The organism is Pseudobutyrivibrio ruminis (assembly GCF_015057245.1).
Taxonomy (GTDB): Bacteria; Bacillota; Clostridia; order Lachnospirales; family Lachnospiraceae; genus Pseudobutyrivibrio; species Pseudobutyrivibrio ruminis_E.
On the sequence record NZ_SVET01000008.1, the window covers coordinates 1 to 14,850 of the forward strand.

Annotated in this window: 11 protein-coding genes; all 11 read left to right on the plus strand. The window is 38.6% G+C overall.

Features of this window, described 5'->3' with window-relative positions; all coding sequences use genetic code 11:
- Positions 1-411: 411 nt before the first annotated feature.
- The 11 genes from E7274_RS08270 to E7274_RS08320 all read left to right on the plus strand — a co-directional run bounded on the left by E7274_RS08270 (position 412) and on the right by E7274_RS08320 (position 14,830).
- Complete coding sequence (locus E7274_RS08270) at positions 412-4,233, plus strand: DUF7604 domain-containing protein (protein WP_304175180.1); 3,822 nt, start codon at positions 412-414, stop codon at positions 4,231-4,233.
- A 37-nt stretch (positions 4,234-4,270) separates the two neighbouring features.
- Positions 4,271-5,308 carry a DUF5979 domain-containing protein gene (locus tag E7274_RS08275; protein ID WP_304175182.1) on the plus strand — a complete coding sequence of 346 codons (1,038 nt, stop codon included), beginning with the start codon at positions 4,271-4,273 and terminating at the stop codon, positions 5,306-5,308.
- Between the two features lie 23 nt (positions 5,309-5,331).
- The gene (locus tag E7274_RS08280) at positions 5,332-5,850 is read left to right on the plus strand and encodes a hypothetical protein (protein WP_304175184.1); all 519 of its coding nucleotides are present in this window, start codon (positions 5,332-5,334) and stop codon (positions 5,848-5,850) included.
- Between the two features lie 11 nt (positions 5,851-5,861).
- On the plus strand, positions 5,862-6,605 hold the full coding sequence (locus E7274_RS08285; protein ID WP_304175185.1) for a hypothetical protein: 744 nt from the start codon (positions 5,862-5,864) through the stop codon (positions 6,603-6,605).
- A gap of 14 nt (positions 6,606-6,619) precedes the next feature.
- Positions 6,620-7,462, plus strand: coding sequence for a hypothetical protein (locus tag E7274_RS08290; protein ID WP_304175186.1), 843 nt, complete (start codon positions 6,620-6,622; stop codon positions 7,460-7,462).
- Position 7,463: 1 nt separating this feature from the next.
- On the plus strand, positions 7,464-8,504 hold the full coding sequence (locus E7274_RS08295; protein ID WP_304175187.1) for a MucBP domain-containing protein: 1,041 nt from the start codon (positions 7,464-7,466) through the stop codon (positions 8,502-8,504).
- Between the two features lie 101 nt (positions 8,505-8,605).
- Complete coding sequence (locus E7274_RS08300; RefSeq protein ID WP_304175188.1) at positions 8,606-9,475, plus strand: mechanosensitive ion channel family protein; 870 nt, start codon at positions 8,606-8,608, stop codon at positions 9,473-9,475.
- Positions 9,476-9,487: 12 nt separating this feature from the next.
- Positions 9,488-12,397: an insulinase family protein gene (locus tag E7274_RS08305; protein WP_330598823.1), complete on the plus strand. Its 2,910-nt coding sequence runs from the start codon at positions 9,488-9,490 to the stop codon at positions 12,395-12,397.
- A gap of 16 nt (positions 12,398-12,413) precedes the next feature.
- Positions 12,414-13,328, plus strand: coding sequence for a GTPase Era (gene era / locus E7274_RS08310; RefSeq protein WP_304175189.1), 915 nt, complete (start codon positions 12,414-12,416; stop codon positions 13,326-13,328).
- A complete protein-coding gene (gene recO / locus E7274_RS08315; protein ID WP_304175190.1) occupies positions 13,329-14,054 on the plus strand; it encodes a DNA repair protein RecO in 726 nt (241 codons plus the stop codon).
- Entirely contained in the window at positions 14,051-14,830 is a 780-nt protein-coding gene (locus tag E7274_RS08320) for a hypothetical protein (protein ID WP_304175192.1), read from the plus strand. Before recO ends, E7274_RS08320 begins: the two co-directional genes overlap by 4 nt.
- The last annotated feature ends 20 nt before the right edge of the window (positions 14,831-14,850 follow it).

Consider the following 14,850-nt stretch of genomic DNA (forward strand, 5'->3'; position numbering starts at 1 on the left):
TCGAGCGATAGCTGTGACTCTATCAATTATTTCTGATATTGGCATAGTTTTGTGTTGAATCATTACAAATCCCTCCAAAAGTATTATAGCATAAAATAGAATTCCTTTTTCAACAGTTTGAAATGGGCGGTAGCAAGTGCTACCGCCCATTTTTTCTCAGTAAACGTTTCAGTGTTCGTTTTCTACCATTTCATTTACGAAAGTCTATAAAGTTATTTCGTGACTGTGTTCACAAAATTCTCACAAGTTGTATAGTAAATTAATTACGTTCTTGCCAATATTCTGATAATTCTTGCCAAGACACAGATTTATCACACAATATATGCTAATTTGAAATTACAAAAAGTTATTTCGTGTAACGTTTTGTAGGAGACATTGTTGATTGGCAAATATTAAGTGAGGAAGAAGCATATGAAAAGAAATCTATCATTATTACTTAATAAGATCATTTCATTAGGTCTTATAGTACCACTGTATTTGGCAATGTCAATAAGTGCATTTGCTGACATAACAGATGCGCCTTCAGAGGATACTCCTACAGAGGAAGTTGCTTCTGTTCCAGAGAGCAGCCCTGCTCCTGAGGCAAGTGCACCGGTAGAGCCAAGTACACCTACAAATGAGGATCCAGCTTCAGATGTTACAACACCTGTAGCTGGTGAGACTCCATCAGAAGGCACAACCCCATCGGAGGGTACAACCCCAACAGATGGAACAACCCCATCGGAAGGTACAACCCCAACAGATGGCACAATTCCTACTGATGGTAATCAGGGAGAATCTGATACAGCCGGAGACCAAACTCCTGAGGATGCCTTACTAGGAGATGATTTAAACCAGGATGGTGATGGTTTAGAGGGTGATGGTCTAGATGGGGAACTAGACGACGAATTAGAAGATGAGCTTGACGGCGACGAACTAGAAGATGAGGAGCTTGAAGAAGAGGACGAGGAAGAGGAATGTGAGCATGAGCTAGTTTACACATCCAACAAAGACGGAAGCCACACAGTTACATGTGCTCTTTGTGATATGGAAGAGTACTTAGAAACATGTGAGTATGACGATGACGGCATTTGTGTCAAGTGTGGTTACAAGCGCCTTCCAGATCCAGTACTTGTTTATGAAGATGAATATGTAATAGTAACTGTTTCTGGTGCAGTCCCAGAGAATGCAGATTTAAAGGTTAAGCCTATTACAGAATCTAATGATGAGACAAGAGACCTTTATAATCACACAGCTGGCAAGATGGAAGAGCTGTTAGCTGATTCAGAAAACGAAGTATATGGTTTCTTAGCATACGATATTTGTTTTACAAATGTTGAAACAGGCGAAGAGGTAGAGCCATCAGATAATGTAACTATTTCAATGGAGTATAAGAGCGAGATACTTCCAGTATCTAAGGAAGATGTTGATAACGCTAAAGAGCTCAAGGTTGATGTAGTACATATTAATGATAAAACTGATGAGGTTGAAAATCTTACGGAAGCAGGTAGCGCAACAGTATCTACTTCATCAGATACATCAGTAAAGAGCGCAAGCTTCACTAATGATAGCTTCTCTGTATATACATTACTTTGGAATGGAAATACCAATCGACAAATCGAAGTTACTTTTAACAACGTATTTGTAGAAATGATAGATGAGGAAGAAGTTCCAGAATACGAAGAAATAAAAGAAACAATTAACATGGAAAGTAGCACCCCTGAAATAATGATTCAGGATAAGGTGGATGATATTCCAGGATACAAGTTTAAGAGAGCAGATTACAAAGTAGAAGGTATTGGTAAAGATGTTGATGGCTTAAAACTTATCAGAAGTGGTAATTCATATTTCTTACAGCTTCTAAATGGAGGTGCAGAGGTTGCAAAAGTTGCTCTAAGTAGTTCAGCAAAAGCAACTGTAAATATTTACTACGAAAAGAACATAAACCTTACAGTGCAGAAAATTGCAACAGGTGCTGCTAAAGAAGATACTACTACAACTTATGAATTTGTAATCAAGAATTCAGAAGGTGTTCCAGTTGGCGCAACAAAATATTATGTAGGCGAAGAATTAAGAACTACAGACGCTGCATCTGGAATGTTTACATTACTTTCTGGACAAAAGGCAGAATTCATAGATCTTCCAGTAGGAAGCTACAATATTACAGAAACAGGTACATCTTATGAAAGTACTTATAAACTAAAGGATTTCACTACAAAGATTCTAGAGGTAAAGAAGAATCAGGCAGATACATTATTAGTTCAATACGAAGCTGCATCACAGGATTCAAGAGTAGTTGAAACAACTGTTGATGATGAGTCTACAAAGAATATTAAGTTTAAAAACTGTTACACAACAGTTTCTGAACCAACAGAAGTCGTATCTGCAACAGTGTCAAAGTATATTAGATATCATGCAGAAGATGACAATTATGATCTTACAATCAAGTTTAAAGGTCCAGAACAAAAAATCGTTACCACTATTGATACTTCGGAAGAACTTGAGCAGGAACAAAAAACCAAGGTAGATATTGTACTAGTTGTTGATAAATCAAATTCTATGGGATATGCAACAACAGATCCTAATTATCCTACTCGTATAAAGTGCGTGGTAGCAGCGGTTGACTCTATGGTAGAGACAATGAAGGACAAAGACGATGTGGATGCCAAATGGAAGGTTATAGATTTTGGTCAATCTGCAAAGCTGATGACAAGTAATTGGATTGATACTGGAGATGTTGTTGTAACAGAAAACCTTGGACCAGCAGAAAGCATAGGTGGCGGAACTAATTATTGTGCTGGATTAAAGATGGCTAATGATCAAATGTCAGGAGCAAGATCAGATGCAAAAACAATTGTAATTTTCCTGACAGATGGATGTCCTACCTACGGTATAAAAGATGGAAGGCAAATAGGTAAAGGTACAAGTTTAACAACAGAAATAGAAGGTGCCACATATAATTATGCGAGTCAGCTTGAATGTGACTATTTCTATGCAATAGGAATGGGACTTGGCTACAACTCATATAGTGATGCACCAGGTGGCATCGATGCATTTACACTTTTACAGAATATGAGTGCCAAAGTAAAAGCTAAAGAAGCAGCGGAGGCATATAATATTTCTCCAGAAAAGGTTGGTTCTATCTTTGATAGCTTAGCAGGAACAATCAGCGGCATTGCAACAGGTGGACTTGAAACTAGTACAGAGATGCTTTACTCATCAAATGTAGTAATGACAGATACGCTTAGCGAATATGTAGATATAGTTCCAGATAGTACATTCAAGATTAACGTAACCTTAGACTTACAGGATGTTCAAGATGAGAGTGTAGCAAGTGTGCCAGGTGTTATCAAAGATGGAATTCAGGAATCACCTGCCACATACACATTACCTGATGGAACAGTTCTAACAGCAAATTACATCGTTAAAACGAATGATGATGGAACAGTTACAAGAAAAATTAGCATGGTATTCCCACAGGGTTATCTGTTAGATGATGGATATGAGTATCAGGTTAAGTTCTACGTACAGCCAAGCAATTCGGCATACGATTACTACTACGAACACAAAGATGATGAGAATCCTTATCCTCACACAGGCGATGATGAAACAGACCATGGTAACAACAGGCCTATTACATCATCATTGTTACCTGGCTTCTATTCAAATGGTGTAGCTAATACAACTTATGTAATAAACAACGAGTCAGGTAAGCTGGATTTCCCTAAGCCTGTAGTTCAGGTGCATTTCACAAATGTTTGGGAAATCTACAAGGTAAATCAGAGCGGTGAGTACTTAGATGGAGCACAATTCACACTCGAAGAACAGGCAGAAGAAGGAACAGTGGCTACATCTTATACAGGAACTAGCCAACAGGTTGAACAATTATCAGGTTTGGTTGTTTGGAATGACACTGTAGCAACTGGAAAGATTTACAAGTTGAAAGAGATGCAGGCTCCTACAGGATATGTGACTAGCAATGATAATTGGATAATCACAATCTCTGATGAGAATGTACCTACAGTAAGAATTGTTACAGAAAGTGGTAATCCAGAAGGAACAGAGTACTTGGTTGAACCAGTGAGAGACGGAAAAGTTATTACCTACAGATTTGAGTTCCTAAACAAAAAAGCATCAGCTTTACCTTACACAGGTGGAAGCGGCGTATACAAAACTACAGTAACCGGAATTGCAATGATGATTTTATCAGCATTCATGTTCTACTTGAACAGAAGAAAAAAGGCAGGTTTTTAACATGGTAAAGTCATAGTGACTTGGAAGGGAGTCGCCAATGAAGAAGGCAGTATTTAAATCAAAAGGATTAATAGGAATAATTCTCGGGGCGTTATTAATCATAGGCTGTCTACAGATAACTGGGTTAAAAGCTGCTGGAAGGATTAATCCTAATACTCCGATTACTATTACAGCTAAAATAGCTGAAAATGATCAATCGATATTTGCACAGGAATTTGACGGTAAGCTTCAAATCAGACTATATAAGATAGCTGATGTTGGAGAGACAGGCAAGGCCACTATAGAGGCTGGGTTTGAAAGCATCGACCTTAGCATATTAGATGAGAACCCATCACCGGATAGTATCTTGGAAAATATAGTGGCTGTTGCCGAACCTATTGCAAGCGAGATGGAAGACTACACCACTATTGAAATAAATAGAGGTGCTGGTGAATCTGAAAAAACAGTTACCATGCCAGGTGGAGCCGGAATCTATTTATATGTACCACAGCAGGTAACAGCTGGTAGATATGCTTACACATTTACAAGCTATATCCTCTATGCACCAACCAGTACATACATTATGACAGGACAGGGAAGTGACCAGTGGCAGTACGATGTAGAATTTACAATCAAATCAGAGGCTGAGCAAGCATATGGTGATCTTGCTATAACAAAGACTCTGGATACATTCAATAAGTCACTGGGAAAAGCATCATTTGTTTATAAAGTTACAGCAACGCTGGATAACGAGGTAGTTTTAAACAATGTGTATTCAATCGATTTTGATAAGGCTGGAAGCAAGACAAGAACGATAAAGGATTTACCAGCATCAGCAGTTGTCACAGTAGAAGAGATATATACTGGAGCAAGTTATGAAGCAGTAGGTAATGAAATAGTTACAGGATTAGTGATAAAACCGGGAGATACAGTAACAGCTAATTTTGAAAATGACTACAACGGAAATCTAATCTCCGGTGGAATTAGCGCAGAAAATCAGTTCACCGTAGATGAGAATGGCAACATTATATGGACTGACAAGGATGGCAATCCAAAGGAACAGTTACATATGGAACCAGCCGAAACTTTTAGGTAGATGTGAGATGGAGGTAGCTAATTATGAAAGTAAATCGATTAATATTAGTTGCTGCAGCCATTGCCTTAATTGGTGGTCTTGCAGTTAAACCGGCCATAGCATATTTTACAGACACCGCTACTGTTAGAGGGACAATTCCAATTTCCATTGGAGATGTGGAGCTTCCAGAGATGGATGATGATGTGAATCACATGATTAAAACAATAGCGATTTCGAATACAGGTGATTACGACATATTTGTTAGAGCAAAGGCTTTATATCCTGATACCTGTATTATTGAAAAACAAACATCTACTAATTGGTCGGATTTAGATGGTGGGTATTATTACTACAGTGAAATCATAAAACCTGGCGAAAAGACAGAGGACCTAAACCTGAAAATTGATTTTGACGGTAGTACAAGCGATTTCAATGTAATCATCATTCAGGAAGCAACAAAAGTTCTTTACGACGAGGAAGGAAATGCATACGCTGATTGGACAAATGCAATTTCCAACGAACATCAAGTGCAACCTGTTGAAGTGATTGAGCAGATGCGATAGGAGGGATGAGTATGAAAAAATTATATAAGAACCCTCTGATAATATTAGCACTTGGCTTGATAATCATTATTTCAGCATCTGCTGGGGCAGCAAGAGCAGCAATTGTTTATCAGTCAGCAGCTGAGAGAGTAAACTTCTCAACAGCAACAATTTCAGTTGAGGTTCAGGAGAAAACAGACGAAGGATACGTTGCAGTAGAAAATGAATTGAATTTCAGTGAAGTGGCAAAAGATGAGAAATTCAAAGTAGGAAAAATATACAACGAGAGTGTAAGAATTGTTAATAACTCCAATCAAGAAACTGGCTACAGTGAATATGTAAGAGTTGTAGTTAGAAAGAATTGGTACAAGGATGGTAAAAGCACAAATCTTGATCCTGATTTGATTGAGTTAGGAATCGCTGATGGATGGTATTTAAATCCTGATGAAACCACAAAAGAGCAGGCTGTTTATTACATGACAGCACCTCTTGGTTGTGGAAATGCAGCAGAGTTTTTAGTATCGGTTCAGGTAGACAATAAACTTACATCCTTCGTAGAAACAAAGCCATATGTAGAGGATGGCGTAGAAATTAAAGGAACCATAGTAAACGAATATCTTTACGATGGACAAGCCTTCCAAATCGAAATTCAGGCAGACGCAGTTCAGACTCACAACAGTGAAGATGCAATATATGCAGCCTGGGGAATCAAGGCAACATGTGATGGACAAGACGACGGAAACATATTAACAATTGGTGATAAGCCTGTTAATTAAGAAAGGAGCAAGCGATGAAAAAGAAAATTTTTAGTACAGTCCTTGCTCTAGTGGTTACAGTGGCAGGGCTGATGACAACAAGTTTTGATTCAAATGCAGCTACCCAAACAACAGGATGGAATGTTGAATATAATGGCCAGGGATTTAGCTCAGACTACAATGTGGATAAATCCACCATTACCAGTGTAATGCCTGGGGACACAGTAGTATTTCAGGTTAATTACAAAAACAATTCTAGCGCAACTACAGATTTCTACTTAAGTACAGATGTAATTGCATCGCTGGAAGAAAAAAATGCAGATGGAAGCTCAGCAAATATCAGCGGCGGTGCCTATTCCTACAAGATTAGTTATATCTTAAATGGCAACACTAACGTCTTATACGATAGTGAAACTGTAGGTGGCGATAACACTACTGTAGTCGGTTTACAGCAGGTTCAGGGGGGATTGAAAAATGGAGAAAACGCATTTATGAGCGTAGGTTCATTAGCAAGTCAGGCCAGTGGAACAGTTGTTATAGAAATCAAGCTTGATGGAAATTCGCAGGACAATGATTACATGCAAAAGCTTGCACAGCTGGATGTAAGATTTGGAGCTGAGAAGCAAACATCACCTGAGAATGTAGTAGTAAATACATCTGAAACAAAACGAGTAGTGTACACCATCCCAGGAGGAACTCAAGTAGTAGTATTAGAGGAGCCAGCAGTTCCACTTGCTAATACTAATACACTTGGAAGCCCTCAAACAGGAGATTCCATTATTCCTATTATTGTATGTAGCATGATGTTACTTATAGGATTATTACTTGTAATTAGTTACTTTTGGATCTCAAAAAATAATAGAGAGAAGGTAGCGTGATATGAAGAAATTAAAAAGATTATTCGGATTTAGTTTAATAATGACCATGTTATGTTCTCTTATTTCGCCTATTTGGGTGAGAGCTGAAGAGTACACATATCAAATAAGTATAATTCGTGGTGGTACAGAGGAAATAGGAGCAGGTTTTGTTTCAGATATGTCAGATTCGTTGACAATTGTAAGTGCAAGTGATGAGGTTTCTGTTTCGTCAAATAAGGATTCGGTTATAATCAAGGGTCTTAAATACAATGACCAGATTTCCTTCAACCCTAAATCAGCAGTGGAAATACCTGATGATTCAAACGATAAGTACTATGTAAAGGGAATGAGAATCAGTGGATCAAACGATGTTGTTTCTGAATCTACTTTCACAGTTAAAAAAGACAATTCCTATGTTGTAGCTTATGGAGTAGGAGCAGTTGTTCCATATACAGTTAAGTATTTGGACGGCGCAGGAAATGCACTTGCTCAGCAGAATACCTTTTACGGAGCCATTGGTGATGAAGTATATGTTCCATATAAATATATCGATGGATATATTCCAAATGCTTTAAATCTTCATACTGCAAGCTTAAAGGAAAATGACGAATTCGTATTTACATATACTAAGGCATCTGCATCTGGTGGCCAGACAATCTATAATACAACCACTTCCACATCATATGGTGTGGTTGAAGGTGAAGGCCAAATGACTTATCAATTTGTTCCAGCAGCAGTTAGAGAAGTGGCAGGCCAAGGCCAGGCTGGTGGCGCAGCAAATGGAAATGGCACAAATCAAGCTGGCGGTGCAGCAGGCGGGAACCAGAATAATGAAGCAGCCAATGGAAATAATGAGGTTGCTATCGAAGATACTCAAACACCTACAACTGCAGATGTCGTAGACATTGATGATGAAGATGTTGCTAAAGCTGGTGAAACAGAAAAAATGTTTGATGTTCTAGAGAGAACAGCAATGGTTATTGCAATACTTGGAGTGTTGTTAATACTTCTAACAATTGGAGCAACAATAAAAGAAAAGCATGATATTTCTAAATATGACTAGTTAATAGTTATATTACTTTGAGGCGGCAGGAGTTCCTGCCGCTTTTTTCATGTCAGTAAATATGATACAATATAACAGATTGTAAATAAATGGAGGGTGTTATGGACACAGTAGAGACAGTTACAGCGGATGAACTAGTGGAAGACATACAGACTGGTGTGCTTCAGCAACAGCTTGAAGCCATGATACCAAAGTTTTGGAGCTTCTTTTGGAGTGCAGTACTTGCGCTTATAGTTTTTATCATTGGAACTCGCATTATAAAAGGCATCATCAAGCTTTTTCATAAGGCTATGAATCTCAAAGAGGTGGATCCAGGCGTGGAGACATTTCTTGAGTCTGTTCTTAGATGGATTCTTTATATAATTCTACTGACAATTATTCTCGGCTTATTTGGTGTTACAACTACATCAATATCTGCAGCTGTTGCAGGCCTTGGGGTTACAATAGGTCTTGCTTTACAGGGCGCTTTGTCAAACTTTGCAGGTGGCATACTTATCCTTGTTATGCATCCATTTAGAGTTGGGGATTACATTATTGAGCATGCTTCAGGGCAGGAGGGTACAGTTGATAAAATCAACATCATCTATACTACCTTAAAGATGCTAGATGGCTGTTTGGTTCAAATTCCAAATGGAACACTTTCAGCTACATCAATTACAAACTGCACAGCTCAAAGCTATCGTTTGTTTAACGAAACAGTGGGAATCAGCTACGGCTCAGATATCGCAAAGGCAAAAGAAATACTTCAGGATATTGCTGAAAAGGCTGAGCATAGATTGGAGATTTCTCCTATTCAGGTTTTTGTAGCAGAGCTTGGAGAAAGTGCTGTACAAATTGGCTTGAGATTCCCAGTGGATATAGACCATTACTGGACCACAAAATGGGAAACACTAGAAGAAATTAAAAATAGATTTGATAAAACAGGAATCGAGATTTGCTACAATCAGCTAGATGTACATATCACACAATAGAAAGGCATTAATTTGAACAAGGCATACGAATTACTAAAAGAGGAAAAGCTTGAGGGCTTGGATTCCCTTGGCTTCATATTTGAACATAAGAAAACAAAAGCTAGAATTTGCTTCATTTCAAACGACGATACAAACAAAGTATTTTACATAGGCTTTAGAACTCCACCAAAGGATTCTACCGGTGTGGCTCATATCGTTGAGCACACAGTACTTTGTGGCTCAGACAAATATCCTGTAAAGGACCCATTTGTAGAGCTCGTAAAGGGAAGCTTAAACACTTTCCTTAATGCAATGACATACCCAGATAAGACAGTTTATCCTATAGCCAGCACAAACAACGCTGACTACATGAATCTTATCGATGTATATATGGATGCAGTTTTCCATCCAAATATCTACAAATACCGTGAGATATTTGAACAGGAGGGCTGGCATTATGAAATGGAAAATGAGGACAGCGACCTGACAATCAACGGCGTTGTATACAACGAGATGAAGGGAGCATATTCATCACCTGATGATGTGCTTTCACGTCAGATTCTCAATTCTCTTTTCCCTGATACAACTTACGCTATTGAATCAGGCGGTGACCCAAAGGTTATCCCAACTCTTACATATGAGGATTTCCTTGCATTCCACAGTAAGTATTATCATCCAAGCAATTCATACATCTATGTTTATGGTGATGTGGATATCGATGATTTGCTTGAGTATTTGGATACAAAATATCTTCGCCACTACGATTACCTAGAGGTAGATTCAGAGATTAACATGCAGCCTGCCTTTGATAAGCCAGTTGAGGTCACTGTAGATTATCCAATCGCGGCAGATCAGGATACAAAGAACAATGCTTATCTTTCTTACAATGTTTGTATAGGCGATGTTCTTGATCCAAACATGTATAGAGCTTTCGATATATTAAATTACGCGCTTGTATCAGCACCAGGTGCACCTTTATATCAGGCTTTGATTGATGCAAATATTGCAGAGGATGTTGAGTGTTCATTTGAATCATCTCAGCGCCAGATGTATTTTTCAGTAGTAGCACGTGGCGCAAACGAAGAGGACAGAGATCGCTTTGTTAACATTATCGAAACTACACTTCAAAACGAGATTAAAAAGGGTATTGATAAAAAGACTCTTTTTGCTGCTATAAATGGTGAACAGTTTAGAGCTAGAGAGCTAGACTTCGGCAGTGCTCCAAAGGGACTTATCATTGGACTTCAGCTTCTTGATAGCTGGTTATATGATAAAAACAAACCATTCCTTCATTTACATGCTGTTGAAGTATTAGATAAAATTAAAACGAGAGTTAATAACGGACTTTTCGATTATATTGCAGATGTTTACCTTCTTTCAAATAATCATAAGTCTATCGTTACTCTTAGACCAAAGCAGGGACTTACAGCAGCAGATGACAATGAATTAAAAGAAAAGCTTGCTGCTAAAAAGGCAACTCTTTCAAAGGAAGAAATCAAACAGATTGTTGAACATACAGCATATCTGAAGGAATATCAGGAGACTCCTAGTTCAAAGGAGGATTTGGCAAAGATACCTATGCTTACCAGATTCGACCTTACAAGAGAAGCTCGTCCTATAGATTTGGCGGTCTATGATGAGGATGGAACAACAATCCTTCATCACAAGGTTAGTACAAATGGAATCCATTATTTCAATATGGTTTTCGATATCAGCGATATTACATTATCAGATATTCCATATGTATCATTATTGGAACGATTCATCGGATTGATGGATACAAAGCATTATACATACGCTGATTACACTAATGAAATGTATCTTCATACTGGCGGTATAACTACTACAACAGCTGTTCATGAAGTATTTGGCGAGCATGATAAATATCGCATCACCTTTGAGGTTCGTTCGAAATTCATCTACGAAGAAGCAGATGTGGCAAAGGACCTTGCAATGGAAATGATATGCAATACCTTATTCTCGGATGAAAAGAGATTAAAGGAGCTTATCGTAGCAGAGAAATCCCACATGGAATCACTTCTCAATTCAAGAGGTAACCAGGTGGCTGCTACTAGAGCAAGATGCGGTTTCTCAAAGAAGGCCAACATTTCAGATTTGGCAAATGGAGTTCGATTCTATAGATTCCTTGTAGACCTTGAAGAGAACTTTGATGATAGAAAAGGCGAAATTATATCTAAACTTAACGAAATGTGCAAAACAATATTTGCAAAGGATAGATTGATAATATCATCTACTGGTAAGACAGAGGTACTGAATCAGGCAAGAAGGCTTGTAAACGATATAAGACCATTGCTTTCTCAGGAAAAGCTTTCCTTCGAGGGAGATGATGAGTTTGAGGTTCATCCAGTAAAGGAGGCCCTTAAGGATGCTTCACAGATTCAGTATGTAGCAATGGCTGGCGATTTTGTTAAATCAGGATATAAATACAATGGAAGCTACAAGCTTCTCAATACAATTCTTGGTTATGACTACTTCTGGATAAAGGTCCGTGTCCAGGGTGGTGCATATGGCTGCAACATGAATTCAAGCCGTCAGGGAGATATGGTATTTGTATCATATCGTGATCCAAATCTTGCTGAGACACTCAAGGTATTTGAAGAGACAGGTGATTATCTTAGAAACTTTGATGCCGACGATAGAGATATGACAAAGTACATTATAGGTACTATAAGTGGTATGGATACACCACTTACACCTTCGCAGCGAGGCCTTCGTGGATTGAACTGCTACATTTCCGGCATCAGCTACGAGGATTTGCAGCGCACTAGGGATGAAGTCTTAGATGCTACGGTAGAGGACATCAGAGCCTTAGCTGAGCCAGTAGATGCTGCTATGTCACAACGTTACATCTGTGTTGTAGGAAACGAATCCGTGGTGGAAGCGAATTCAGAATTATTTACGGTAGTAGAGAATTTATATTAGTTAAGAGGAATTTAGAATGAGTGATAATTTTAGATCGGGTTTTGTTACTATAGTGGGGCGCCCAAATGTTGGTAAGAGCACTTTGATGAACCATATTATAGGGCAGAAGATTGCTATTACAAGTAACAAGCCACAGACAACAAGAAACAGAATCCAAACTGTTTATACAGATGAGGAAGTGGGTCAAATCGTATTTTTGGATACACCAGGTATGCACGAGGCTAAGAATAAGCTTGGTGAATACATGATGTCTGCAGCTAAAAGCACAATCAACGATGTTGATTTGATTCTCTGGCTTGTAGAGCCTGATACAAAGGTTGGCGCCGCAGATAAGAAAATTGCTGAGCTTTTATCCACAGCAGATGCTCCGATAATGTTAGTTATCAACAAGATTGACATGGCTGATGGTGTAAAAGTAGGAGAGACAATTTCAGCATTTAAGGATTTATGTGATTTTGTTGAGGTTGTTCCAGTTTCTGCTTTACATGGAGAAGGCTGCGAGGATCTTCTTTCTACTATATTTAAATATTTACCAGAAGGACCTGCCTTCTATGACCCTGAGACTGTTACAAATCAGACTCTCAGAGAAATTACAGCAGAGATTATCCGTGAAAAATCTCTTCATGCTTTAAATGATGAGGTTCCACACGGAATAGGAATTCTTATTGATTCCATGAAGGAGCGCCCTGGTAAGCGTCCAATGTGGGATATTGAAGCGACAATTGTTTGCGAGAAAAACTCACACAAAGGAATCATTATTGGCAAGGGCGGCGCAATGATTAAAAAAATCGGCACAAATGCACGCTACGAAATCGAAAAGCTTCTTGAAGCAAAGGTTAATCTTAAGCTCTTTGTTAAGGTTAAAAAGGATTGGAGAGAAAGCGAGTACGATTTAAAGACTTTCGGTTACAAGAAAGAGGATTTAGGATAAATGGGACTGGTTACCCTGACAGGATTAGTGCTTTCCAGCTCTGATGTTGGTGAATTTGATAAGCGTCTGGTTATTCTTACAAAGGAAGCAGGGCGAATCACTGCATTTGCAAAAGGAGCAAGAAGGCCGAATAATCCGCTTGTTGCAGCGTGTTCACCGTTTTGCTTTGGCGTGTTTGATGCCTTTGAAGGCCGCAATTCCTATCATATAAGCAAAGCAAACATCTCCAATTATTTCAGAGATTTGGTTTTGGATTATGACAAGGTTTGCCTGGGCTCGTATTTTTTGGAAGTGGCAGATTTCCTCTCGGTAGAGGGAATGGATGAAAAAAACAGACTGGCTCTTGTATATCAGAGCTTGAAAGCTTTGGAATCTGGCAAATTCAGCCATCGACTTCTGAAAAACATATACGATTTAAAGACCTGGGTAATAGATGGTGAATATCCTAATGTATTTAATTGCACATGTTGTGGAAAAAAGGAAAATTTAACAGTCTTTTCGTTGAAAAGACATGGAATGCTTTGCAAAGAATGTGCAAAATTGGAATCAGGTGCAATTATTTCCAACTCAACACTGTATACAATGCAATTTATTGTTTCCTCAACCATTGAAAAGTTGTATACTTTTGTGTTGAATGAGGAAACTGAAGAAGAATTAACTAGAATTTTAGACGGCTATAGATTAAACTATAGGTCGCATAAATATAAGAGCGAGGAATTTCTATGACTAATAACAGACCCCGCCAGGGTTCTGGCATGCGGAGTCGTAATAGTGCAAACAGTCCTACCAGACAGGGAGTTGCTGCTAGGGAGCTTCAGGAAGCCCGTAGGAAAAGAAGACAGCGCGAGGTAATGCGCAATCGCATTATTCTCGGTGTGATTTGCCTTTGTATTTTTGCACTTCTCATTACACTTATTGTAAAATTATTAGGTGGGCTGATTGGTTCAGGCAATACAGCCGACACTTCTACCATTACTTTCCAGAAAAATGGACAGGTCGTTTTTGAAGAAGTGATTGATTTTGATTCAGATACATATTCAAAATCGGAACTTAAAAGCTACACAAATGATTTAATAAGTAGCTTCAACGAAACCTATGGCGAGGAAGCAATCAAGCTAAACAAGCTTTCTGTTAAAGGGGACGAAGCCTACATCAAAACTACATATAAGGATGCTGATTGCTACACAGCTTTCACATCTTATGAAACTTTTGATGCTTCTTACGAAGATGCAGTTTCCGCCGGATACGATTTTGGTGAGCTTTTTTCAACTGTAGCTGATAATGTAGTAGGAGAAGCGCAGGTGGTTGACACTGAAAGCTTATTTGCTGGAATGCAGGTGGCAATCATCAAAGAAAACGTTACTGTTGTTGTGCCTGGCACAATTACATATATATCAAATGCCAATGTTGATTTGGTAGAAGCTGACACAGTTACAATTTCCCAAGCTGATGGGAATGAGGATGCTTCAGATTTAGTATATGTTATATATACTTTGGAATAATATTAGAAGGGAACATAATC

Bases quoted from the DNA above. Each gene is read 5' to 3' on its own strand.
- E7274_RS08270 (WP_304175180.1), top strand. From the start codon at position 412: ATGAAAAGAAATCTATCATTATTACTTAATAAGATCATTTCATTAGGT.
- E7274_RS08275 (WP_304175182.1), top strand. From the start codon at position 4,271: ATGAAGAAGGCAGTATTTAAATCAAAAGGATTAATAGGAATAATTCTC.
- E7274_RS08280 (WP_304175184.1), top strand. From the start codon at position 5,332: ATGAAAGTAAATCGATTAATATTAGTTGCTGCAGCCATTGCCTTAATT.
- E7274_RS08285 (WP_304175185.1), top strand. From the start codon at position 5,862: ATGAAAAAATTATATAAGAACCCTCTGATAATATTAGCACTTGGCTTG.
- E7274_RS08290 (WP_304175186.1), top strand. From the start codon at position 6,620: ATGAAAAAGAAAATTTTTAGTACAGTCCTTGCTCTAGTGGTTACAGTG.
- E7274_RS08295 (WP_304175187.1), top strand. From the start codon at position 7,464: ATGAAGAAATTAAAAAGATTATTCGGATTTAGTTTAATAATGACCATG.
- E7274_RS08300 (WP_304175188.1), top strand. From the start codon at position 8,606: ATGGACACAGTAGAGACAGTTACAGCGGATGAACTAGTGGAAGACATA.
- era (WP_304175189.1), top strand. From the start codon at position 12,414: ATGAGTGATAATTTTAGATCGGGTTTTGTTACTATAGTGGGGCGCCCA.
- recO (WP_304175190.1), top strand. From the start codon at position 13,329: ATGGGACTGGTTACCCTGACAGGATTAGTGCTTTCCAGCTCTGATGTT.
- E7274_RS08320 (WP_304175192.1), top strand. From the start codon at position 14,051: ATGACTAATAACAGACCCCGCCAGGGTTCTGGCATGCGGAGTCGTAAT.